Source organism: Rhodococcus sp. ABRD24 (assembly GCF_004328705.1).
Classification (GTDB): Bacteria; Actinomycetota; Actinomycetes; order Mycobacteriales; family Mycobacteriaceae; genus Prescottella.
Genome location: NZ_CP035319.1, coordinates 4797855 through 4820246, shown reverse-complemented (window position 1 = coordinate 4820246; position 22392 = coordinate 4797855). Strand labels below are relative to the sequence as shown.

The 22392-nt window shown below is 66.6% G+C and carries 20 protein-coding genes; 10 read left to right on the top strand and 10 right to left on the bottom strand.

Features of this window, described 5'->3' with window-relative positions; genetic code table 11:
- The first annotated feature begins 39 nt into the window (after positions 1-39).
- Entirely contained in the window at positions 40-1035 is a 996-nt protein-coding gene (gene galE / locus ERC79_RS21610) for a UDP-glucose 4-epimerase GalE (protein WP_131580404.1), read from the top strand.
- Here galE and ERC79_RS21605 read toward each other — a convergent pair.
- Together ERC79_RS21605 and ERC79_RS21600 are read right to left on the bottom strand one after the other, a co-directional pair.
- Positions 1015-2079 carry a DUF4192 domain-containing protein gene (locus ERC79_RS21605; RefSeq protein WP_242676675.1) on the bottom strand — a complete coding sequence of 355 codons (1065 nt, stop codon included), beginning with the start codon at positions 2077-2079 and terminating at the stop codon, positions 1015-1017. The genes galE and ERC79_RS21605 overlap by 21 nt on opposite strands.
- Positions 2080-2317: 238 nt before the next feature.
- Positions 2318-3010: a sensor domain-containing protein gene (locus ERC79_RS21600; RefSeq protein ID WP_242676674.1), complete on the bottom strand. Its 693-nt coding sequence runs from the start codon at positions 3008-3010 to the stop codon at positions 2318-2320.
- A gap of 297 nt (positions 3011-3307) precedes the next feature.
- Between ERC79_RS21600 and ERC79_RS21595 the strand changes: the two genes are divergently transcribed.
- The 4 genes from ERC79_RS21595 to ERC79_RS21580 all read left to right on the top strand — a co-directional run bounded on the left by ERC79_RS21595 (position 3308) and on the right by ERC79_RS21580 (position 8774).
- On the top strand, positions 3308-4258 hold the full coding sequence (locus tag ERC79_RS21595) for a PAC2 family protein (RefSeq protein ID WP_131580402.1): 951 nt from the start codon (positions 3308-3310) through the stop codon (positions 4256-4258).
- A gap of 163 nt (positions 4259-4421) precedes the next feature.
- Positions 4422-5459 carry an alpha/beta hydrolase gene (locus ERC79_RS21590; RefSeq protein ID WP_131580401.1) on the top strand — a complete coding sequence of 346 codons (1038 nt, stop codon included), beginning with the start codon at positions 4422-4424 and terminating at the stop codon, positions 5457-5459.
- A gap of 48 nt (positions 5460-5507) precedes the next feature.
- Positions 5508-8042 (top strand): DEAD/DEAH box helicase, encoded by a 2535-nt coding sequence (locus tag ERC79_RS21585; protein WP_131580400.1) that lies wholly within the window; start codon positions 5508-5510, stop codon positions 8040-8042.
- A gap of 93 nt (positions 8043-8135) precedes the next feature.
- Positions 8136-8774 (top strand): DUF4203 domain-containing protein, encoded by a 639-nt coding sequence (locus ERC79_RS21580; RefSeq protein WP_131580399.1) that lies wholly within the window; start codon positions 8136-8138, stop codon positions 8772-8774.
- Between the two features lie 81 nt (positions 8775-8855).
- Here ERC79_RS21580 and ERC79_RS21575 read toward each other — a convergent pair whose 3' ends face one another.
- Positions 8856-9278: a DUF5997 family protein gene (locus ERC79_RS21575; RefSeq protein WP_131580398.1), complete on the bottom strand. Its 423-nt coding sequence runs from the start codon at positions 9276-9278 to the stop codon at positions 8856-8858.
- A gap of 62 nt (positions 9279-9340) precedes the next feature.
- Here ERC79_RS21575 and ERC79_RS21570 point away from each other — a divergent pair, with 62 nt between their 5' ends.
- Complete coding sequence (locus ERC79_RS21570; protein WP_131580397.1) at positions 9341-10090, top strand: LysR substrate-binding domain-containing protein; 750 nt, start codon at positions 9341-9343, stop codon at positions 10088-10090.
- Here ERC79_RS21570 and ERC79_RS21565 read toward each other — a convergent pair.
- A complete protein-coding gene (locus ERC79_RS21565; RefSeq protein WP_242676920.1) occupies positions 10087-11100 on the bottom strand; it encodes an alpha/beta hydrolase family protein in 1014 nt (337 codons plus the stop codon). The two genes, ERC79_RS21570 and ERC79_RS21565, sit on opposite strands and share 4 nt — an antisense overlap.
- Positions 11101-11232: 132 nt before the next feature.
- Entirely contained in the window at positions 11233-12168 is a 936-nt protein-coding gene (locus ERC79_RS21560; RefSeq protein WP_131580395.1) for a hydrogen peroxide-inducible genes activator, read from the bottom strand.
- 198 nt (positions 12169-12366) lie between these two features.
- Here ERC79_RS21560 and ERC79_RS21555 point away from each other — a divergent pair, with 198 nt between their 5' ends.
- Both ERC79_RS21555 and ERC79_RS21550 read left to right on the top strand, forming a co-directional pair.
- A complete protein-coding gene (locus tag ERC79_RS21555; RefSeq protein ID WP_131580394.1) occupies positions 12367-12954 on the top strand; it encodes a peroxiredoxin in 588 nt (195 codons plus the stop codon).
- A gap of 3 nt (positions 12955-12957) precedes the next feature.
- Entirely contained in the window at positions 12958-13485 is a 528-nt protein-coding gene (locus ERC79_RS21550; protein ID WP_131580393.1) for a carboxymuconolactone decarboxylase family protein, read from the top strand.
- 206 nt (positions 13486-13691) lie between these two features.
- Here ERC79_RS21550 and ERC79_RS21545 read toward each other — a convergent pair whose 3' ends face one another.
- Both ERC79_RS21545 and ERC79_RS21540 read right to left on the bottom strand, forming a co-directional pair.
- Positions 13692-14264 (bottom strand): transglycosylase family protein, encoded by a 573-nt coding sequence (locus tag ERC79_RS21545; protein WP_131580392.1) that lies wholly within the window; start codon positions 14262-14264, stop codon positions 13692-13694.
- A 351-nt stretch (positions 14265-14615) separates the two neighbouring features.
- Positions 14616-15320: a hypothetical protein gene (locus ERC79_RS21540; protein WP_131580391.1), complete on the bottom strand. Its 705-nt coding sequence runs from the start codon at positions 15318-15320 to the stop codon at positions 14616-14618.
- Between the two features lie 17 nt (positions 15321-15337).
- Between ERC79_RS21540 and ERC79_RS21535 the strand changes: the two genes are divergently transcribed.
- Positions 15338-15592 (top strand): hypothetical protein, encoded by a 255-nt coding sequence (locus ERC79_RS21535; RefSeq protein ID WP_131580390.1) that lies wholly within the window; start codon positions 15338-15340, stop codon positions 15590-15592.
- Between the two features lie 9 nt (positions 15593-15601).
- On the opposite strand, the gene ERC79_RS21530 is transcribed toward ERC79_RS21535, so the two are convergent.
- The gene (locus ERC79_RS21530; RefSeq protein WP_131580389.1) at positions 15602-16828 is read right to left on the bottom strand and encodes an aminotransferase class III-fold pyridoxal phosphate-dependent enzyme; all 1227 of its coding nucleotides are present in this window, start codon (positions 16826-16828) and stop codon (positions 15602-15604) included.
- Between the two features lie 153 nt (positions 16829-16981).
- Between ERC79_RS21530 and hrpA the strand changes: the two genes are divergently transcribed.
- On the top strand, positions 16982-20896 hold the full coding sequence (gene hrpA / locus ERC79_RS21525) for an ATP-dependent RNA helicase HrpA (RefSeq protein WP_131580388.1): 3915 nt from the start codon (positions 16982-16984) through the stop codon (positions 20894-20896).
- 51 nt (positions 20897-20947) lie between these two features.
- On the opposite strand, the gene nrdR is transcribed toward hrpA, so the two are convergent.
- Both nrdR and ERC79_RS21515 read right to left on the bottom strand, forming a co-directional pair.
- Positions 20948-21439, bottom strand: coding sequence for a transcriptional regulator NrdR (gene nrdR, locus ERC79_RS21520; protein ID WP_131581433.1), 492 nt, complete (start codon positions 21437-21439; stop codon positions 20948-20950).
- Between the two features lie 234 nt (positions 21440-21673).
- The gene (locus ERC79_RS21515) at positions 21674-22192 is read right to left on the bottom strand and encodes a LysM peptidoglycan-binding domain-containing protein (protein WP_242676673.1); all 519 of its coding nucleotides are present in this window, start codon (positions 22190-22192) and stop codon (positions 21674-21676) included.
- Between the last annotated feature and the right edge of the window lie 200 nt (positions 22193-22392).

The following is a 22392-nucleotide window of genomic DNA, read 5'->3' as shown; positions in this document are numbered from 1 at the left end:
GCTTCACCGGATCGGTCCGGCTGAGCGAGGAGACAAACGGTGAGACTTCTGGTTACCGGCGGTGCCGGCTACGTCGGCAGCGTGTGCAGCACAGTACTGCTCGAGCGCGGTCACGAGGTGGTTGTTGTCGACGATCTCTCGACCGGAAACGTCGACGCGGTGCCCGAAGGTGCCGAGTTCATCGAAGGGGATATCGCCGCTGTTGCCGGATCCGTCCTCGGATCCGGCGACAGCGCGCCTCGATTCGACGGAGTTCTTCACTTCGCAGCGCAATCGCTGGTGGGTGAATCCGTCGAGCGACCCGCGCAGTACTGGCAAGGCAATGTCGTCACCACTCTCGCTCTACTCGAGGCGATCCGGGTGTCCGGCACCCCGCGGCTGGTCTTCTCGTCTACCGCTGCCACCTACGGCGAGCCCGAGCGCACGCCGATCACCGAAAGCGACCCGACCCGGCCGACCAACCCGTACGGCGCCACCAAACTAGCGATCGATCACGCGATCACCTCGTATGCGAACGCGCACGAGCTCGCTGCAACCAGCCTGCGTTACTTCAATGTTGCCGGCGCCTACCGTGGAGCAGGCGAGAACCGGGTTGTGGAAACCCATCTCATCCCCCTCGTGTTGCAGGTCGCGCTTGGCCAGCGCGACAAGATCTCCGTGTTCGGCACGGACTGGCCGACCAAGGACGGTACGGCTGTACGCGACTACATTCACGTGCTCGATCTGGCCGAGGCACACTTGCTCGCACTCGAGTCGTCGGTGGCCGGTAGCCACCGCATCTACAACCTCGGCAGCGGCGCGGGATTCACCGTGCGCGAGGTCATCTCGGCATGCCGTCGGGTCACCGGGCTGCCCATTGCAGCCGAAGACGCGCCTCGTCGGGCCGGCGACCCTGCTGTGTTGATCGCGTCCAGCGAGCGGGCCATCGACGAGCTCGGCTGGAGTCCGGCACACACCGACCTCGACGAGATCGTCGCCGACGCGTGGAGCTACCTACAGGCGCTCGGCGATCGCTCACACGCCGCCCGGCGGTAGCGGCTCCGGGTTCGGCAGCGATACGCCGAGCGCGGCGGCGACACCGAACCCGACGTCGGCCAGATCGCGCAGGGCAGTCGGCCGGACGCCCGTCTGCAGCGCGTCGTCGAGCAGGTTGGCCAGGCCGTGACACGGATCGGCGGCGAGAGCTGCACACAACGCAACACCGGCCATCGGCCCGTCACCGCGTAGGTATGCACTGAACCCCAACAGCGCCAACGCTTCCGCACATTCAGGTTCCGGCAATGACCTGCCGAGCAGGATCCACATCTGATCCGCCGCGTCGGCGTGTGACCCCACCGACAGAGCCAGCAACGCGTCACGGACCGTCGGGTTCTCGAGGGCAAGCGCGAGTTCGGCATATTCGTGCGCCGACAGCTCGTCGCCGGACTCAACCTGCGCTATCCGGCAGAGAACGCCCTCGAGCGCCGCACGGTCGGAGCCCACAGGGTCCACCGCAGCCACGCGGAGGCGTCCGCGGGCTCCGGTCTCCCTTGCCTCGTCGATCAGCTCCGCAACCAAGGCCCGTTCATGTTCGGCACACGGTTCGAGGACCGCCTCGAGCTCTTCCCGTGAGCCACGGATCGCGCGGCCACCGAACACGTGCGCCGCCGCAACTTCGGACGCGGCCGGGTCGGGCAGCACACCACGGTCGCCGCGCTCGAGCGCGAACCACTCGAGCCCGGCCGCCACCGCCGGGGCGATGTGCGCTCCTGCCAGCTCAATCCCGGCCGCGCCCAACCGCATCCGGAATCGCGCGACAAGGTCTCGATGCCGAGGCAGATCGACCGCAGCCGCGCCGGGACCGATCCGGTCATCGAGCATCACGACCAGCACACGGTTGGCGCCGTCACGGGCGCACACCGCCGCGAACCTCTCGATCACCAGCTCCATCAGACCCGGATCCTCGAGGACGAGGTCGTGGCGCATCACCGCGCCCACACTGGTGCCGGTGAGACAGATCGCGACGAGCGAGCGGCGTGGATGGAAGCCGAGCAGAGCCGGGACCGCGCTGATCAGGTCGCCGGGATCAGCGATCCGCACAGCGCGATGGGATCCAGGTTCGCTACCCCAGGGCCCAGTTGCGTCGTGGGGAGACGGTGAATCATGAGAAGAGGCCGGTGTCGTCATGCCCTGACACTGCACTCCCGCGCTGCTGCGCGCAGACGCGCAACCTGCGGCTTCAGCGGGACTGTGGATGGTTCTGACGGTTGTGCAGAACCGGACCGTACCCGCGGGATCGAGGCGCCGCGCGTCGGATTCTCCTGCTAACGTCGCCGGCTCACCCGGCGCGCACCTTCTGCACCACCGCGGTGAACACCGCGTCGAGGGCGGACGGATCGGCGACGTCCCCGAAGGACATGTGAGTGACCTGGATCCGAACCCCGTCGATCTGTGTGATCAGGGTGCGCATCGACTGGATGACGGTCTTGCCGAGCCGCCCCGAGGTCACCGAACGCCGCAACGCGACGGTCGTATCGGCATCGACCGATGCCGGCGGCCGCGTCAGGTCGGTCCGGACCACGGAGTCGACCGCGTTGAGTGTCACTGTCACTTCCGGGCATTGCGCGATCTGCGCCTCGAGCTCGGCCAGCGGCGCCGTCGCCCGGATCAGCTCGACCGTAAGGGTGGATCGGTCTGCGTTGTCCGTACCCACCACCATGGCAGTGCCGTCGGGTCCATAGTCCTGTGCGGACGGCTTGCAACCTGCCGGATGAACCTTGGCATTCGGGGGGATCCCAGTCAGGTCCGGCGCGGCCTGCGCGACCGCCTGCGGCGGGAGTATCACAGCCTGGTACCGCGGCGGGAACGCTTCGGGCTCGAGAAGGAGCTCACCAAGCGTCCTCGACGACGTCCCGGAAGCCGACGAACCCATCTCGGGCCGCGCGGTGCCCGAAACCTCCGTCGAACACCCGGCCGCAAGCAGCGCCGCGGAAGCGACGACGATCGCGACCACCCGCACATGCTGCGACACGCTCGACCCTCCCTCGTCCGGCCACCCGTATGCCCGCCTCGCTCAGACTCGCAGCGACAGCCTGTCACACACGAGGATCACCGGACGCCGCCCACCCACGGCAGAAATTTCCCGGTGCCGGGAATCAACCGGCCCCCATGTGATGTTGGTCCTCCGAAAGTGGTGTCCGATGATCTTGGATCAGAATGATCCGGCGATTCCAGTCCCCGTCCGCCGTGGTGGCAGCCGCGCCGAATTCCGGCTGCGGGAGCCGGTGAGGGACACTGGAACCAGACGTTCGAATGAAAGGGAGCCGTCATGGACGAGCAGTCGAAGATGTACGAGCTGGAATTCCCGGCGCCGCATCTGTCCTCCGCCGACGGCCAGGGCCCCGTATTGGTGCATGGCCTCGAGGGGTTCTCGGATGCCGGGCACGCGGTGAAGCTGGCAACCACGCACCTGCGCGAGAGCCTGGAAACAGAACTGGTGGCCTCGTTCGATGTCGACGAACTGATCGACTACCGGTCGCGCCGGCCGACCATGACCTTCAAATCCGACCATTTCTCGGACTTCGAGCAGCCACAACTGAATCTGTACGCGCTGCGCGATACATCGGGAACGCCGTTCCTGCTTCTGGCAGGGATGGAGCCTGACCTGCGCTGGGAGCGCTTCACGACGGCGGTCCGGCTGCTCGCGGAGCAGCTCGGCGTGCGACAGACCATCGGCATCAACGCAATTCCGATGGCAATCCCGCACACGCGTCCGCTCGGCGTGACCGCGCATTCGACGAACAAGGAATTGATCAAGGACCACCACCGTTGGTCGGGTGAACTACAGGTCCCGGGCAGCGCATCCTCGCTGCTGGAGCTGCGGATGAGCCAGCACGGACACGAATCGGTCGGGTTCTCGGTTCACGTGCCGCACTATCTGGCACAAACGGACTACCCGGCGGCGGCCGAGACGCTACTCGAGAACGTCAGCGAGATCACCGGACTCGAGTTGCCGCTGGTGGCCCTCGGCGAGGCGTCGGCGCGGGTGCGCGAGCAGATCGACGAGCACATCGCCGGAAACGAGGAAGTCCAGTCGGTGGTCCGTGCGCTCGAGAACCAGTACGACACCTACGTCACTGCTCAAGAGCAGCAGTCCACGCTGCTCGCGAGCGACGAGGACCTGCCGAGCGGCGACGAACTGGGCGCGGAATTCGAGAAGTTCCTCGCCGAGCACGCGCGCCGCGACGAGGAAACGCCGAAAGACGACAATCAGGGCTGACCGTCTGGGCGTTCGTTCAGGTACCGTGAACGGCGAAACCTCTCCGTTATCCGAAGTCACACTCACGACTCATGGGCGACCTACCCTCTCGGAGCACGGATATACTCGGACGATCAACAACTGAGCGGCGCCCGCCTGTCGGGTCACGGCTTCAGGAGGCGATATGAGCGACTCTCGCACCCGCATGCTCCGACCGGTGCCGGACACCGAGCCCCGACTCGTCTTCAGGACGATCCACGGGTACCGCCGCGCATTCCGGATGGCGGGAGAGGGGCCTGCCGTACTGCTGCTCCACGGGATCGGCGACAACTCGTCGACCTGGAACGAGATCATCCCGCACCTGGCCCAGAACTACACCGTGATCGCACCCGACCTCCTCGGACACGGGCGTTCCGACAAGCCACGCGCCGACTACTCGGTGGCGGCCTATGCGAACGGGATGCGGGACCTGCTGTCAGTGCTCGGCATCGACAAGGTCACGGTCGTCGGGCACTCTCTCGGCGGCGGCGTCGCGATGCAGTTCGCGTACCAATTCCCGCACATGGTCGACCGCCTTGCGCTGGTCTCGACGGGCGGCGTCACCAAGGACGTGCACCCGCTGCTGCGGCTGATCTCGATGCCGGTGGTGAACGAGGCGCTCAAACTGCTCCGGATTCCCGGCGCGATCACCACGGTACGAGTAGTCGGCGAGGTGATCTCGCGCCTGCACGGCTCGCCGCTGCGCCCCGGCGCGATCCTGCACGACACCCCCGATCTGGTCCGCGTGCTGGGGGCACTCCCCGACCCGACCGCGTACGAGGCCTACCTGCGGACACTCCGGTCAGTCGTGGACTGGCGCGGTCAGGTCGTCACCATGCTCGACCGGTGCTACCTGACCGAAAACCTCCCGGTGCAACTCATCTGGGGCGATCGTGACTCGGTGATCCCGATCAGCCACGGCCACCTCGCGCATTCCGCGATGCCCGGATCGCGTCTCGAGATCTTCGAGGGCGCGGGCCACTTCCCCTTCCGGGACGATCCGCTGCGTTTCCTGTCCGTCGTCGAGGACTTCCTCCAGTCCACCGCTCCGCTCGAATTCGACGAGACACGGTGGCGCAACCTGCTGATGAACGGCGTCGGGGAGGCAACCATCTCGGGCGCACCACAGACCCGCATGGCGGTCCTGGACGCGATGGGCTCGGACGAGCGAAGCGCCACATAACGACCGCGCCTGGTCGGTATCGTTCCGGGCAGCCTCTAGCCTGTAACCGTGCTGCTTACCGAACTTCTCCCCGAATCCGTCGACCCCGATGGCACCGATGCCGATGCGCTGTTCGACGTGTTCACCTCGTGGACCACCGATCGCGGTCTGCAGCTCTACCCCGCACAGGAAGAAGCGCTCATGGAGCTGGTCTCCGGGGCGAACGTGATCCTGGCAACGCCCACCGGGTCGGGGAAGTCGATGGTCGCGATAGGCGCCCACTTCTTTGCCCTCGCGGCACGGTCGAGCGGCGGGGGCCGCCGCACCTTCTACACGGCCCCGATCAAGGCCCTGGTCAGCGAGAAGTTCTTCGCACTGTGCGAGGTGTTCGGCGCCGACAAGGTCGGCATGATGACCGGTGACGCATCGGTGAACTCGTCGGCGCCGATCATCTGTGCCACCGCGGAGATCGTCGCCAATCTTGCGCTGCGCGAGGGCGCGGGCTCCGACATCGGCCAGGTCGTGATGGACGAGTTCCACTTCTACTCCGAACCGGACCGCGGCTGGGCCTGGCAGGTTCCGCTCATCGAGCTGCCGCAGGCCCAGTTCCTGCTGATGTCGGCGACGCTCGGCGACGTGACGCATCTGCGCGACGATCTCACCCGGCGCACCGGACGCTCGACAACGGAGGTCTCCGGCTCCGAACGCCCCGTGCCACTGCACTTCTCGTACTCCCAGACGCCGATCGGTGAGGAGATCGAGGAACTGGTCACCACACACCAGGCACCGGTGTACGTGGTGCACTTCACGCAGGCTGCGGCGCTCGAACGGGCGCAGGCACTCACGAGCGTCAACCTGTGCACCCGCGCCGAGAAGGACGCGATCGCCGAGGCCATCGGCGCATTCCGGTTCACCACCGGCTTCGGCAAGACCCTCTCACGCCTGGTCCGTCACGGTATCGGTGTTCACCACGCAGGCATGCTGCCGAAGTACCGCCGGCTCATCGAACGGCTCGCACAGGAAGGACTACTCAAGGTCATCTGCGGCACAGACACCCTCGGCGTCGGCATCAACGTCCCGATCCGCACAGTGCTGCTCACCGGCCTCACCAAGTACGACGGCGTTCGCACCCGGCAGTTGCGGGCGCGGGAGTTCCACCAGATCGCCGGGCGCGCCGGACGGGCGGGCTACGACACGATGGGCACCGTCGTGGTGCAGGCGCCCGAGTACGAGATCGAGAACGTGCGTGCCTTGGCGAAGGCAGGCGACGACCCGAAGAAGCGGCGCAAGGTGCAGCGCAAGAAGGCACCGGAAGGATTCGTCTCCTGGGGCGAGGGCACGTTCGACAAGTTGATCACCGCGACACCCGAGCCGCTCAGTTCACGCTTCTCCGTGAGCAATTCGATGCTGCTCAACGTGATCGCACGTCCGGGAAACTGCTTCCAGGCGATGCGGCATCTACTCGAGGACAACCACGAGTCGCGTCCGGCGCAGCGCAAACACATCCTCAAGGCCATCTCGCTGTACCGGGGCCTGCTGCAGGCCGGGATCGTCCAGCAGTTGGACGAGCCCGACGAGTACGGCCGGATGGCGCGTCTGACAGTGGATCTGCAGCGCGACTTCGCCCTGAACCAGCCGCTGTCGCCGTTCGCACTCGCTTCGCTGGAACTGCTCGACGTCGAATCACACACCTACGCACTCGATGTCGTCTCGATCATCGAGTCGACACTCGACGACCCACGTCAAATCCTCATGGCGCAGCAGCACGCCGCCCGCGGCGCGGCCGTCGCAGAGATGAAGGCTGACGGCATCGAGTACGAGGAGCGCATGGAGCTCCTCGAGGAGATCACCTGGCCGAAGCCGTTGGCGGACCTGCTCTTCCCGGCGTTCGAGACCTACCGTGCCGGCCATCCGTGGATGAGCGAGTTTGCACTCTCGCCGAAGTCGGTGGTCCGTGACATGGTGGAGCGGGCGATGACGTTCGCCGAGCTGGTCAGCCACTACGGTCTCGCCCGCTCCGAGGGACTGGTACTGAGATACCTCGCAGACGCGTACCGCGCGTTACGGCAGACGGTTCCGGCCGAGGCACGCACGGAGGAGCTCGAGGACCTCACCGAGTGGCTTGGCGAGCTGATCCGCCAGGTGGATTCGAGCCTGCTCGACGAGTGGGAACAGCTCACCAACCCGGGGGCCGAGTCCGACGACCAGCAGGTCGCATTCGGTGCCGACATCCCGCGCCCCATCTCCGCGAACACCCGCGCATTCAAGGTGATGGTTCGCAACGCAATGTTCCGCCGCGTCGAACTCGCGTCCCGGCAGCGCTGGGACGAGCTCGCCGAACTCGGCGACGGGCTCGACGCCGACGACTGGGTCGATCTGCTCGAGCTGTACTTCGACGAGTACGACGAGATCGGGACTGGGCCTTCTGCACGTGGACCGCTGCTGTTCCAGGTCACCGTCGAGCCCACCCTGTGGCGGGTCCGGCAGGTCCTCGAGGACCCGCAGGGCGACCACGGGTGGGCCCTGCTCGCCGAGGTGAATCTCGCCGAATCCGACGCCGCCGGCGAGGTGGTGTTCGACGAGTTCGAGGTGGCCGAGGGCTGAGCAGGTGATCATCCGGCGGTTGCTGCGACATCGGTCGAATGACGCGCGCAGCAACCGCCGGTCGAAACAGGCTGCAGCGGGTACGGTTCCGGCATGGCTGATGTCGTGATCGGGACCCTGGCAATAGTCGTCGGCGCGGTGTTCTGTTTCCGCGGTGTGCCGACGATGCGCTTCGTCATTGCACTGTGGGGTGCGTTCGCCGGCCTGAACCTGGGTGCCGGTCTGGTCTCGGCAATCACCGGCGACGGCTTCCTCGCGACCGCACTCGGGTGGATTGTCGGCATCTTGGTGGCGGTCGTCTTCTCCGTCCTGGCCTACCTGTACTACGCGGTGGCTGTGACGTTGACCATGGCGTCCGTCGGATTCGCCATAGGCGCGGCCGCGATGGCCGCGATCGGTGTGACGTGGAACTGGGTGGTGGTCATAGTGGGCGCACTGACCGGCGTAGCGCTGGCGGTCCTCACACTTGCGGTGAACCTGCCGGCGGTGCTGCTCGTGGTGGTCAGCGTCCTCGGCGGCGCGGTCGCGGTCATCGGCGGCACGATGCTGCTCGTCGGAACCCTCGACACCGCAGAGTTCGACGAGGGAACACTCACCGCAAACATCACACCTGCCTGGTGGTGGTATGCCCTGTACCTCGCACTTGTGATCGCCGGCACGGTCGCACAAACCCGGGCACTCGGGCGCGAGCGGTCGCTGCGTGACCAGTGGCGAACTGCCCCCGTTCGATAGCGACGACGTCGGGCTGTTGCTGCGACATCCGCCGAGAGGCGATCACAGCAACAGCCCGATGACACGTTCAGCCCGCGGGGCTCACTGGAAAGGGCGAGCCGTCCGGGGCTTGCGGTTGGACTCCTCGCGGCGAGCCGCCTGGAGTTCCTTGATGCGCTTGTCCTCCTTGTGAACCTCGACGAGGTTGGCGCGCTCGGCGACCAGCCAGGCGGGTTGGTCGGCCAGTAGGGCCTCGATCTGCTCCGTGGTGAGCGCGTCCTCGATCCCGCCTCTGCCGAGTCCGGAAATCGACACTCCCAGCTTGGCCGCGACGACCTGCCGGGGATGCGGGCCGGTCAGGCGCAGCTCGGTGAGCCATGCGGGCGGATTGGCCTGCCACTCGACAAGTTCATCGCGCGTGACCACACCGTCCTGAAACTCGGCGGGGGTGGCCTGGAGGTAAACACCCAGCTTCTTTGCCGCGGTGGCGGGCTTCATCGTCTGGGGGGTCTTCTGCGACGTCATACGCCAAGGGTAACGAGCACGCGACGTACAGCCGCAATCGCGCCTGCGGGTAGCCTGACCGGGTGACAGAGCCGACTGCTCCCCGCCCCTTCCGGCTCGCGTACGTTCCAGGCGTGACCCCCACCAAGTGGGTACGGATCTGGAACGAACGCATCACCGATGCACGTCTGGATCTGGTCGCCCTTCCTGCTGCCGACGCGGTCGGGTCTCTGCACGCCGACGACACCGACGCCGCACTACTGCGCCTGCCCATCGACCGCGAGGGTCTGAGCATCATTCCGCTGTACGCCGAGACGCCCGTCGTGGTGGTTCCGAAGGACCATGTGTTCACCGCGGCCGACGAGATATCGCTGGCAGACCTTGCCGACGAACTGGTGCTCGACCCCCTCGACACCCCGATCGTCTGGGCAGCGCTTCCCGGCCGGCCGGCCCTCGACCGGCCGGCCACCACCGCTGACGCCGTCGAACTCGTCGCGGCGGGCGTCGGCGTGCTGGTCGTACCGCAGTCCCTCGCGCGCCTGCACCACCGCAAGGACCTGACGTACCGTCCGGTCGCCGGGGCGCCCGAGTCGGAAGTCGCCCTCGCCTGGGCCGTCGAACGAACGACCGACCTGGTCGAGGAGTTCGTGGGCATCGTTCGCGGTCGCACTGCCAACAGTTCACGAAGACGCGACCAGGCCGACGTACCGAAGGTGTCCAAGGTGAAGGCCGCGAAAGCCAAGGCCGCGAAGATTGCGGCGGCCAAGGCGTCCGGCAAGGCCACCGGCCCCCGCCACACCGGCAAGCCGGGTGGCCGCAGGCGGCGCTCCTAGAGGCCGAGTGCCTTTCGCAGGGTCGGCCACGACTTGGGCAGCTGATCATCCCAGTAGGCCCAGGCGTGCACCCCTTGCGGCTCGTAGGTCACGGTAGCCGGAATCCTCAGCATCTCGAGGCGGGCGTCGAGTACCTCGGTGCAAACCTTGGATCCGGCCTCGAGCGCGGCACCGACCAGCAGGGTCTGTGCATCCGTATCGGTCTCGGAGGCACCGGGCACGCCATTGCCCACCGACAGGTAGATCTCCTTGCCGCGCAGTTTCTCCGCGTTGAGCAGAGTGTCGTGTGCCTTCCACTGCGGGCCGTTGGGCGCGGACCACATGTTCGCCGGGTCGCCGCCCTGCGAGGTCACCGTGGTCTGCACGGTCAGTCGGCCGAGAGTGTCATTGGTGGAGAAGCAGCCGCTGTAAGCCGCGATGCCGGAGTACAGCTCGGGGTGCCGGTGCGCCAACATCACTGCAGCCTGCGCGCCCATCGAGTTACCCGCGATGGCGTTGACACCGTTGGCACCGAGCTTCGCGTCGATCAGCGGCGGCAGCTCCTCGGTGATGAAGGTCTCCCACTTGTTCCAGCCCAGCTTGGGGTCGGTCCGGTCCCAATCGGCGTACATGCTGCCGCGGCCACCATTGATCAGCACCACATTGACGTCCTTGTCGGAGAAGAACTCCGGCGCCCGTCCGAGGGTCATCCAGCCGCTGTTGTTCGGGCGCGCACTGACGCCGTCGAGCATGTACAGGACTGGGCGCGGCTCGGACCTGTCGGCGGGGAGAAGGACCTGGACGGTGACCTCGCGCCGGAGCGCGGGTGACTCGATGGTCAGCTGGCGCACCTGCGCGGACGGCGACGTCTCCGCGACAACGGCCGGGGTCACGATGTCGTCGCGGAGAACCGGCACCGGCCCCGGATCCTCCTGTAGCGGACCGGGAATCGACGACCCCGATCCGACGCTCCCAGTTGCGAGGCTTCCCACATCGAGGCTGCCGGCCGCCTGCGCAACACCGCCGTTCATCACCGCCGCCGCAGTCGCAACAGCAACGCCCGCGACACCGAACCGGCGCGAGAGCCGACGACTGCGGCGCCCAGCCGCGTTCACAACAGCATTCGACATCGATACACCCCACCAAGAGAAAACGAACCAAGATCAGTCAAGGACGCTATCACCGGTCGAGACAGGCGCAACGGACTTCACGATCTCACCCAACCGGCCGAACTTCTCCGCGCGGCCACTCGACGCCCTGAACACCAATCCGATGGTGCGTCCCGGAGCGGGCGAGGCGAATCGGGCCGTCGCCAGGTCGCCGCGTGCGGTTTCGACCGCGACCGCAGATTCCGGCACCAACGTCACGCCGAGTCCGCCTGCCACGCACTGCACGACCGTGGTGAGTGAGGTCGCCCGGGTGTCGCCGGAGGCTGGATGCGCATCCACCGACCGACACAGATCCAACGTTTGGTCGCGCAGACAGTGCCCCTCGTCCAATAGCAGTAACGGCAGATCGTCGAGCACCCGCGGGCGCAGATCGGTGCGTCCAGCCAGCGCGTGCTCCCGTGGCACAACCAAGACGAAATCCTCTGTATAGAGTGGAATCTCGATCATCCCGGTCGCCTCCGACGGCAAAGCGAGCACCGCGACGTCGAGCACCCCTCCGCGTAGCGCCTCGAGCAGTCGGGCGGTCTGGTCCTCGACTACCTGCGGTGTCACCGCAGGTAGTTCGCGGCGGAGCGCGGGCAGCAACGCCGGCAGCACGTACGGGGCAACCGTGGGGATCAACCCGATTCGCAGCGCCCCGGCAAGGGCGTCGCCGACACCTGCCGCGGTCGCGACAAATCCGTCAGCGGCCTCGAGGATCGCCTTCGCCTGAGTCAAGAGGGCCGAGCCCGCCGGAGTGACCAGGACCCGCCGGGTACTGCGCTCTATCAACTGGACCCCGAGGCCGTTCTCGAGCGCCGCGAGCGCCTGCGAAAGTGTGGGCTGGCTCACATTCAAACGTGCAGCGGCCGTGCCGAAGTGGCGATACTCGGCCACCGCCACGAAGGCACGCAGCTGCGGCAGTGTGGGTTGGTAGATTCCATCAGCCATACCTATCAGTGTAGTTCTACCTATCACCTTTACCTTTCGACGGGTTTCGGGCACTATGGGGCATACCGAAAAAGTGCAGGGCATGGAACCTGCGAGATGCAGACTTCCGCACTGCCCTGCTCCCGGTAGCGCCCACCACCACCAGCGGTGCGTGACTGCGCGAGAAAGATGTTCACAAATCAAGCAGGAGGACGACACATGGCTCTGCTGACCATCGGCGACCAGTTCCCGGCATACAACCTGACCGCCGTGATCGGCGGCGACCTGTCCAAGGTCGACGCCAAGCAACCCGACGACTACTTCACCACGGTCACCAGCGATGACTACGCCGGTAAGTGGCGCATCGTTTTCTTCTGGCCCAAGGACTTCACCTTCGTGTGCCCCACCGAGATTGCCGCCTTCGGCAAGCTCAACGACGAATTCGCGGACCGCGACGCCCAGGTGCTCGGCGCCTCGGTCGACAACGAGTTCGTGCACTTCCAGTGGCGTGCACAGCACGAGGATCTCAAGACCCTCCCCTTCCCGATGCTCTCGGACCTCAAGCGTGAGCTGGCCGAGGCGACCGGCGTCCTGAACGCCGACGGCGTCGCGGACCGCGCCACCTTCATCATCGACCCGAACAACGAAATCCAGTTCGTGTCTGTCACGGCCGGTTCCGTGGGCCGCAATGTCGACGAGGTCCTGCGCGTCCTCGACGCCCTGCAGTCCGACGAGCTGTGCGCCTGCAACTGGAAGAAGGGCGACCCGACGATCAACGCCGGCGAGCTCATGTCCGAGGGCATCTGACCCATGTCGGTCGAGAACCTCAAGAACTCGCTTCCCGAGTACGCGAAGGACCTCAAGCTCAACCTCAGCTCCCTTGCGCGTTCGACGGAACTGAACGAACAACAGCTGTGGGGCACCTTCCTCGCCGCCGCGGCCGCCACCAAGTCGGCGACCGTACTGCGGGAGATTTCGGAAGAGGCCGCTGACAACCTCTCCGCAGAGGCGTACAACGCCGCCCTCGGCGCGGCGTCGATCATGGGCATGAACAATGTGTCCTACCGCGCAAAGAGCTACCTCGGTGATGACTTCGCACAGGTGCGCATGGGCCTGCGGATGAACATCATCGGCAGCCCCGGCGTCGAGAAGGCCGACTTCGAGCTGTGGTCGCTCGCGGTGTCCACCATCAACGGCTGCCACGATTGCACGGCCGCCCACGATGCCGTGGTCCGCAAGGAGGGCCTCACCAAGGAACAGGTCTGGGAGGCCGTCAAGATCGCGGCGACCCTCCAGGGTGTTGCCCAGGCCGTCTTCGCGAACGAGACGCTCGCCTGATCGGCTCCCGTTCGACGCGAAGGTCCTCTCCTGGAAAGGAGAGGACCTTCGTTCATTTCAGCGAAGCATCGGCACCCTCGCGGCAGCAATCGGAGCCCTCGAGGTTCGACCAGCTCGACGCGGGTGGCGCCGGGAGGTGACACAGCCCCGCCAGTGGAGGGGGTCATCGGCGGGGCTGTGCGCGCCGTTCGGTAGCGAGAACCGAATCAGACGGACAAGGCCTGTCCGGGGAAGATGAGATCGGGATTGGACACCTGGCTCGCCAGGTTCGCCAGCGAGACGCCGTGCGTCGCGGCGATCTGAGAGAGGGTGTCACCGAGCTGCACGACGTAGGTGCCGACGCCGGCACTGACGGTCGGTGCCCACTCGGGAACCTGCTGCTGCACAACCGGAGCCGACTCGACGACAGGCTGTGCCACCGAAGCAACTGCGCCCGGGGTGCTTCCGCTCTCGAGGTACTGGCCGCACACCGGCCACGCGCCGACACCCTGACCCTCGAGAACGTTCTCGGCGACGCGGATCTGCTCGGCCTTGCTCGCGTTGTGCGCGCTGCCGGATCCACCGTAGGCCTCCCACGTGCTCTGGGTGAACTGGAGGCCGCCGTAGAAGCCGTTGCCGGTATTGGCCGCCCAGTTGCCGGACGATTCGCACTCCGCGACGCCGGACCAGTCGTGGCCCGCCGCCGAAGCCGTGCCCGTGCTGATCGCCAGTGGGATCGCGACGACAGATCCGGCGGCCACTACGGCCCCGAGGGCGCGCTTGAAGGTGAAGTTGGTCATTCGGTAGATCCTCTCCACTCCTGCCGGAGAGACGGCGCTCGCACACGGACCGTCGGTCGAGCCTGATGCCCGTCTCACCCCTGCCCCTCGAAGGATTCGGGTGTCCGGGCCGCGGGGCAGGTTCTCGCAGTAGCGGGCCGGCGTGGCCCAATTGTCTCGGGCCGATTACGACCGTAGGCGATGGTCACGGAAAGGTCACGAAGCCGAATTTCGGTACGATCGTCCGAATAGTGGGATGATCGATCGGTATTTCCGCAGGCAGATTCGGCGTGTCGCACATTTGACGAACCAGTCGTTATCCATTCGTTATGTGATGACCATCACATTTCGGCTGGGTCGCTGGCCGCGCTCTCATGGCTCGACGGCCCTGCCCGCGCCCTTTCCGGCTGCCACATCCGCGTCGCTGAGCAAGACCGCGATCTCGGCGCCGAGCATCACTCCGGGCGCCAGTGGGAGTCTGTCGCCGCTCCAGAATCGGCCGGGGTCGTACCAGTTGGTCCGGCGCTCCGCAGTGAGCAGCCCCATCGCCTCGTACGTCGAGGCAACCACCTCGGCGCAGTACGCGGACTCCAGGCCGGCACGTTCGGCCCGCCCCCTGCCGCGGCGTCGGCGCATCGGGAGGCGTCCGCCGAACCAGCGGGACGCCAGGCGCGCGGTCGACGGGAATGGCGTCCCGTCGAGACGTGCAATAGTCCGCAGCAGCGCGTCCTCCTGTTCACGGGTGACGGGTTCAGCCAGCTGACGGAGCCAGCCGCGCTGCCCGTAGCGCGCGCCCCACACCTGGACCGCACCCCGCAGATCGTGCAACTGCACCCCGCGCTGGAACTTCCCGGTCCACATGTCCTGCAGAGAATGACCGAGCTCGGCGTGCCACATCAGCGGCGGCATGTCATCGAGCACCACCGACATCCCCACATGGTTGACGGGGCTGTTCGTCAGGGTCTGGATGGCGCGATCCGCGCCGGACTGTCCACGGAAGATCCAGATGTCGCCGGTACGGGTCGCGTCGACCGCCGCGTCGAGGCTTATCTGGGATGGATGCGTCGGCCGAGTCATCCGCCTAGCCTAGAGCGATGCGAGTCGACGGCAGACGTGTGTGGAAGGTGATCGGACTGGCGGGCGCGGTGGGCGTCGCCGCGAGCGGGGTCCTCGCAGCGCGCGCCGAACGGCAGCGCCGCGCGTATACCCCGGACGAGATCCGCGACCGATTGCATACCCGGTTCGCTCAGGCATCAGCCGCCGCCGACCGCACGGTGGTCGACCTCGTCGAGGTGAAACCCACCGTGCGGCAGCGCCTATCGGCCTGGCGGCGGCGATTCCGCCGCTAGCCGGTCACATCAGCCGAGAGCCTTGGCGACTCCGGCCGCCATCTCGGCGACCTGCTCGTCGGTCATCACGAATGATGGCGAGAACTGCATCGCTCCCTGGCCGGCGGCGCGGCCGGAGATCCCGAACTCGCGGAGCGTCTTCACGAACGGCAGCGCCGCCGCGGGATCGGCCAGCTGAACGGCCGCCACCGCCCCGAGCCCGCTGCGCACCTCCGCGACCCGCTCATGCTCGGCAAGCGGAGCGAGGTGCTCATGCAAGGACGCCTCGAGTCGCTTCGACTCGCCCAGCAGGTTCTCCCGCTCGACGATGTCCAAGTTCGCCATGGCCGCGGCCGCAGCACCGGCATGGCCGCCGTAGGTGTAGCCGTGGCGCCACCACACGCCACCGCTGAAGAACGGCTCAGCGACGTTCGGTGCGACGAAAACCGCGCCCATCGGAACGTAACCGGAGGTGAGCCCCTTCGCAGTGGTGATCATGTCCGGTTGCAGGTCGAAGCGGCTGGACGCAAACCACGATCCACCGATCCGCCCGAAACCAGTGACGACCTCGTCGACGACGAACAGAATCTCGTGCTCGCGACAGATCTCGCGGACCTCCGACAGGTAGCCCTCGGGTGGCAGGTAGATGCCGCCGGCGCCGATGATCGGTTCGCAGAAGAAGGCCGCGATGGCGTCGGCGCCTTCACGCTCGATCAGTTCGAGCAGGCCCTTCGCGTCATCCCAGTCGACGGTGCGCGCGTCGGCCATCAGTTCGCCGTAGCCCTCCCGGTTGACCGGGATGCCGGCGAGCGCGGTGCCGGCGACGTGCATGCCGTGGTACGCCTTCTGCCGTCCGACGATCAGCTTCTTAGACGGCCGGCCCACTTCCGTCCAGTACCGGCGAGCGAGCTTTGCAGCGGAGTCGACCGAGTCGGAACCACCCGACGTGAAGAACACCTTGGATCCGGGCACCGGCGCGATCGCCGCAAGCCGCTCCGCGAGCGCCACGGTGGTGTCGGACGTGAAGTCTCCGAAGTTCGAGAAGTGCGCCACCTTCGACAGCTGCGCCGCAACCGCGTCCGCGATCTCGGTGCGCCCGTGCCCGACGTTCGTGAACCACAGGCCTGCCGTGGCGTCGAGGTACCGGGTGCCGGTGTCGTCCCAGATGTAGGCGCCTTCACCGCGGGTGACGACGAACGCACCGTCGCGATGCACCGCCCCCATATCTGCGAACCCGTGCCACAGTGCTCCAGCCATGCAAGCCGTCCTTTGCTTCTTCGTCGCGTACGTCTTCCCGCGACTATGCCACGGAAACCGGGCCGCCTCCCTGCCGTCACCGCCGCACGTTCGCACACCGCCAAGTGTTCCAGCAGCGAGCGCCGTCGAACACTTCGATAGGCTGTGCGGAGCATGTCGACCACACCTTCTGCAGCCGAACCCGGTATCGATCGCCGCCAGGCGAAGAAGCGACTCGGTGCGCTCACTCTGCGCGACGAACACCGGCTACGCCGCCGGCTCGATCGTGCCAAGTCCCCGTCCGCGCTTGCCGCGCTGAACGCGGAGATAGCCGCCGCCGAATTCCGGATCGCCGAACGCCAGGCCCAGGTACCAGCGATCACGTACCCGGATTCGCTGCCGGTGACACAGCGCCGCGACGATATCGCGGCGGCCATCGCATCCCACCAGGTCGTGATCGTGGCCGGCGAGACCGGTTCCGGTAAGACCACCCAGATCCCGAAGATCTGTCTCGAGCTCGGCCGCGGCATCCGCGGCATGATCGGGCACACCCAGCCTCGCCGGCTGGCCGCGCGGACGGTCGCCGAACGCATCGCCGAGGAGCTGGGGCGCGAGCTCGGCGACACCGTCGGCTACACCGTCCGGTTCACCGATCACGTCTCCGACTCGACACTCGTCAAACTCATGACCGACGGCATCCTCCTCGCCGAGATCCAGCGTGACCGGATGCTGCGCCGCTACGACACCCTGATCATCGACGAGGCCCACGAACGCAGCCTCAACATCGATTTCATCCTCGGCTACCTCAAGGAACTGCTGCCTCGCCGACCCGACCTCAAGGTGATCATCACCTCGGCCACGATCGACCCGGAGCGCTTTGCCGAGCACTTTTCGGTAGACGGCGTCGCGGCCCCCATCGTCGAGGTCTCGGGCCGCACCTTCCCCGTCGAGATGCGATACCGGCCACTCACCATCGAGGTGGGCGAGCAGACCTTCGACCGCGACCCCGTCGATGCGGTGTGCGAGGCCGTCGACGAGCTGTGCGCAGAAGGAGACGGCGACATCCTGGTGTTCCTCTCGGGCGAACGAGAGATCCGCGACACCGCTGATGCACTGCGCGACCGCAAGCTCCGGCACACCGAGATCGTGCCGCTGTATGCGCGTCTGTCGGCCGCCGAACAGCACAAGGTGTTCTCCCCGCACACCGGACGACGAGTGGTGTTGTCCACCAACGTCGCCGAAACATCGCTGACGGTGCCCGGTATCCGCTACGTGATCGACCCTGGCACCGCCCGCATCTCCCGCTATTCGGTCCGCACCAAGGTCCAGCGGCTGCCGATCGAACCGATCTCGCAGGCGTCCGCGCGTCAGCGTTCCGGCCGGTGCGGTCGTGTCGCGGACGGCATCTGCATACGGCTGTACTCGGAAGAGGATTTCGAGTCTCGGCCGCAGTTCACCGAACCGGAGATCCTGCGTACCAACCTCGCGTCCGTCGTGCTGCAGATGACGGCCCTCGGACTCGGCGACATCGGCGCATTCCCATTCGTCGAACCGCCGGACCCGCGTGCGATCCGCGACGGCATCGCGCTGCTCGAGGAACTCGGCGCCATCACCGCCGGGGCGAAGACCAACGGACCTGAGCTCACCGGCACCGGACGCGAACTCGCCCAGCTCCCCGTCGATCCGCGGATGGCGCGAATGCTCGTCGAGGCGCACAAGAACGGCTGCCTGCGCGAGATGCTCGTCATCGTCTCGGCGATGTCCATCCAGGACGTCCGCGAGCGCCCCGCCGAGTTCCAGCAGGCCGCCGACAGCAAGCACGCTCGGTTCAACGTCGAGAACTCCGACTTCCTCGCCTACCTGAAGCTGTGGGAATACCTGCATGATCAGCGGAAGGAGCTCAGCTCCAACCAGTTCCGCAAAATGTGCCGCACCGAGTTCCTGCATTGGCTGCGCATCCGCGAGTGGCAGGACCTGCACGGCCAGCTCCGCCAAATCACACGTGGACTCGGTTGGGAGACATCCGATTCCGGCTCCGCAGCGGCGGAGACCGCGATCCACCAGTCACTGCTCGCCGGCCTGCTTTCGCACATCGGCCTGCGAGAGGGCGACAAGCGGGACTTCCTCGGCGCCCGCGGCAGCCGCTTCGCCATCTTCCCCGGGTCCGGCCTGTTCAAGAAGCCCCCGCGGTGGGTGATGGCCGCCGAACTGGTGGAGACCTCACGCCTGTGGGCGCGAATGACGGCCCGCATCGAACCGGAGTGGGCAGAAAAGCTCGCCCCGCACCTGGTCAAACGAACCTACTCCGAACCGCACTGGTCCACGAAGCAGGCATGCGCGATGGCCTACGAGCGGGTGACGCTCTACGGCGTGCCCCTCGTCACCGGCCGGCCGGTGACCTACAGCTCCATCGACCCGGAAGCATCGCGGGAGCTGTTCATCAGGCATGCGCTGGTGCAGGGTGAATGGCAGACCCAGCACAAGTTCTTCCACGCCAACCGCGCGCTGCTCGACGACGTCGAGGAGCTCGAGCATCGGGCCCGCCGCCGCGACATCCTCGTCGACGACGAGACCCTCTTCCAGTTCTACGACGAACGGGTCGGCGCGGAGGCGGTGTCCGGCAGGCACTTCGACACGTGGTGGAAGAAGACCCGCCGCGACGATCCGAACCTGCTGACCTTCACCACCTCAACGGTCGTCAACGCCGATTCGGCAGCAGTGCTCGAGGGCGAGTACCCCGATGCGTGGCGCCAGGGCGACATGCAGTTCCCGCTCACCTACCAGTTCGAGCCCGGAACCGAGGAGGACGGCGTCACCGCCCGTATTCCCGTCGCACTTCTCGCCGGACTGCGGCCGGTCGGCTTCGACTGGCTGGTTCCGGGATTGCGCACCGAACTCGTCACCGCACTGATCAAGACTCTGCCGAAGAACATTCGACGCCAGGTGGTTCCGGCACCCGATTTCGCGGCGGCGGCGCTCGCGTCGGTGAAGCCGCGGTCGGAGCCGCTGGTCCATGCCATGGCACGTGAACTCTCCAGGCTCGGCTCGTGCCGGATCGACCCCACGGACTTCGACGTGGTCTCGCTGCCACCGCACCTACGAATGACGTTCGCAGCGGTCGATGAGAAGGGCACGGTCCTCGGCCGGGACAAGAGCTTGGCGGCGTTGCGTCGTTCGCTCGCGCCACGCGTGAAGGTGGAAGTCGCCAAGGCTACGTCCAGCACGGAACGGGCACCGGCACCGGTGTGGACTGCGCAGACTCTCGGCACGCTGCCCGCCACGGTCACCCGGACGCTCGGTGGCCAGCAGGTCACCGGCTATCCGGCGCTGGTGCCGGAAGAATCGGGCGTCGCGGTTCGGGTGCTCACTACAGCGGCCGCGCAACGTGCCGCGATGCGATCTGGAACCCGGCAGCTCCTGCTCAATGCGATTCCCACGCAGGCCAGATCGGCAACCGCCGGAATGAGCAATAGCGAACGACTGGCACTCGGCCAGAACCCGGACGGCTCGTTCGACGCCCTGCTCGAGGATGCGCGCGCATGCGCTGTCGACGAACTGATCGCCGAAAACGGTGGCCCCGTACTCGATCCCGCCGCATTCGACGCCCTCACCACCAAGGTGCGTGCACAGCTTCCGACCCGCGTCGCGGCATTGCTGCGGCTACTGCTGCCGGCGCTCGCCGAATCGCACCGCCTCGCGGTGGTTCTCGACCGCGCCGGTGGCGAAGCGGCCGACGACGTACGTGAACAGAAGGAATCGTTACTGTTCCCCGGTTTCGTGGCAGAACTCGGGACCCGGCGGCTCCGGGATCTGCCCCGCTATCTGACGGCCGCGGTCCAGCGACTCGAGGCGCTGCCCGGCAGTGCGCAGCGCGACCGCGTCGGAATGGACGCCCTGGACCGTGTGTACGCCGCATACGACCGCATGCTGTCGGCGCTACCCGAGGAGCGACATGGCGCCGAGGACGTCACCGAGATTCTGTGGATGATTGAGGAACTGCGTGTGAGCCTGTTCGCACAGACTCTCGGCACCGCGATTCCGGTGTCGGAGAAGCGGGTGCTCAAGGCAATCGACCGCATCCGACGGTAGTCCGGGCTGGGCAGGACCCTTCGGACTGCTATCCGGCACCCTTCGGGCGATCTATCCGGCGTTCGGTTCGGCCCCGGACAGCTCGGCGCCGCGGTTCTCCCGATGAGTGCGGAGATCCTTGATCTCCCGCTCGAAATCCTCTGCCGAACTGAAAGACCGGTACACCGACGCGAAACGCAGGTAGGCGACCTCGTCGAGATCGCGCAGCGGACCGAGAATGGCCAGTCCCACCTCGTGGCTCGGAATCTCTGGGGATCCGGACGCCCGGACGGCGTCCTCCACCTGCTGCGCAAGCAAATTCAGTGCATCGTTGTCCACCTGTCGGCCTTGGCAGGCCCGGCGGACGCCCTGGACCACCTTCTCCCGACTGAACGGCTCGGTGACGCCGCTCCGCTTGACCACTGCAAGGACCGCGGTCTCCACAGTTGTGAAGCGGCGACCGCACTCGGGGCAGGACCGTCGGCGCCGGATCGCCGCGCCCTCGTCGGCCTCACGAGAATCGACCACGCGTGAATCAGGGTGCCGACAGAACGGGCAGTGCATGGCGAATCCTTCGTAGCCGTCGTGGCCGCAGCGCCGCTTCCCGATCGACGCCGGGTCCATGAGGACCGACTCACGTAGAGGAGGCGCGATATCGACGCGACCACGCGATGTGGTGTTACTGACAGGATCCGAGGATACCCGCACCTCCCCGAGGACCAGCGACTCCCGGGTGCCCAAGAGGTCCGGGATCGACCCACGCCACGATGACGTCATGACCGCACGTCTCCTTCGGAATCAGCGCACGAGCGCAACAGGTGCAATCAGCGTCTGCCCGGCCCGCACACCAGCACTCGACATGTCGTTCAACTGCATGATCCTGTCGACCACTTTCGCCACCGGCGCGTCCGGAGCCACCCGTGCCGCGACATCGCTCAGCGATTCGCCGCCCCGCACATGCACCGCCCCGGTCTCCGCCGGAACACCGTCGGATACTCCGACACTCAGATTGGCCAGTGCATCCAAGCCGACCACGATGCTCGCGGTGATCACCATGGTGGCCACGACACCGCCGAAACCGGAGGTCTTCCTGCGCTGGGGGTGCACCGCACGGGACACGCCGTTCGACGTCGTGCCGTAGCGCACCAACCCCGGCGTCGGGCGCCGCGGATCGTGCCTGCCGGACCGGCGGCGTCGCACCGCATCGTATTCACGCGCCGTGCGCAGCGACTCACGCTCCACGCAGGACGAGCCGGGTCGCCGCCGCGGCGACTGCGCCACCTCGACAGGTGCCGATCCATTCCCCGAAAGTGCCATGACCATCCGAACCCTCCCAGCGCGTCCAGACCGCCCATCGGTGTGCGATCAGAGTGACGATTGTTGTGCCGTTCCACGTGTTCGACCACGCGTTCGAAAGAACGCATGTTCGATTTCTACCACGAGCATCCGACAATGTCAGTAGTTTCGGCGACACGGCTCGAACAGATGTTTGATGTCAAGGCGTTGTCGGGCTAGAT

Bases quoted from the DNA above. Each gene is read 5' to 3' on its own strand.
- ERC79_RS21595 (WP_131580402.1), top strand. From the start codon at position 3,308: ATGGACGAGCAGTCGAAGATGTACGAGCTGGAATTCCCGGCGCCGCAT.
- ERC79_RS21590 (WP_131580401.1), top strand. From the start codon at position 4,422: ATGAGCGACTCTCGCACCCGCATGCTCCGACCGGTGCCGGACACCGAG.
- ERC79_RS21580 (WP_131580399.1), top strand. From the start codon at position 8,136: ATGGCTGATGTCGTGATCGGGACCCTGGCAATAGTCGTCGGCGCGGTG.
- ERC79_RS21575 (WP_131580398.1), bottom strand. From the start codon at position 9,278: ATGACGTCGCAGAAGACCCCCCAGACGATGAAGCCCGCCACCGCGGCA.
- ERC79_RS21565 (WP_242676920.1), bottom strand. From the start codon at position 11,100: ATGAACGGCGGTGTTGCGCAGGCGGCCGGCAGCCTCGATGTGGGAAGC.
- ERC79_RS21560 (WP_131580395.1), bottom strand. From the start codon at position 12,168: ATGGCTGATGGAATCTACCAACCCACACTGCCGCAGCTGCGTGCCTTC.
- ERC79_RS21555 (WP_131580394.1), top strand. From the start codon at position 12,367: ATGGCTCTGCTGACCATCGGCGACCAGTTCCCGGCATACAACCTGACC.
- ERC79_RS21550 (WP_131580393.1), top strand. From the start codon at position 12,958: ATGTCGGTCGAGAACCTCAAGAACTCGCTTCCCGAGTACGCGAAGGAC.
- ERC79_RS21545 (WP_131580392.1), bottom strand. From the start codon at position 14,264: ATGACCAACTTCACCTTCAAGCGCGCCCTCGGGGCCGTAGTGGCCGCC.
- ERC79_RS21540 (WP_131580391.1), bottom strand. From the start codon at position 15,320: ATGACTCGGCCGACGCATCCATCCCAGATAAGCCTCGACGCGGCGGTC.
- ERC79_RS21535 (WP_131580390.1), top strand. From the start codon at position 15,338: ATGCGAGTCGACGGCAGACGTGTGTGGAAGGTGATCGGACTGGCGGGC.
- ERC79_RS21530 (WP_131580389.1), bottom strand. From the start codon at position 16,828: ATGGCTGGAGCACTGTGGCACGGGTTCGCAGATATGGGGGCGGTGCAT.
- hrpA (WP_131580388.1), top strand. From the start codon at position 16,982: ATGTCGACCACACCTTCTGCAGCCGAACCCGGTATCGATCGCCGCCAG.
- nrdR (WP_131581433.1), bottom strand. From the start codon at position 21,439: ATGCACTGCCCGTTCTGTCGGCACCCTGATTCACGCGTGGTCGATTCT.
- ERC79_RS21515 (WP_242676673.1), bottom strand. From the start codon at position 22,192: ATGGCACTTTCGGGGAATGGATCGGCACCTGTCGAGGTGGCGCAGTCG.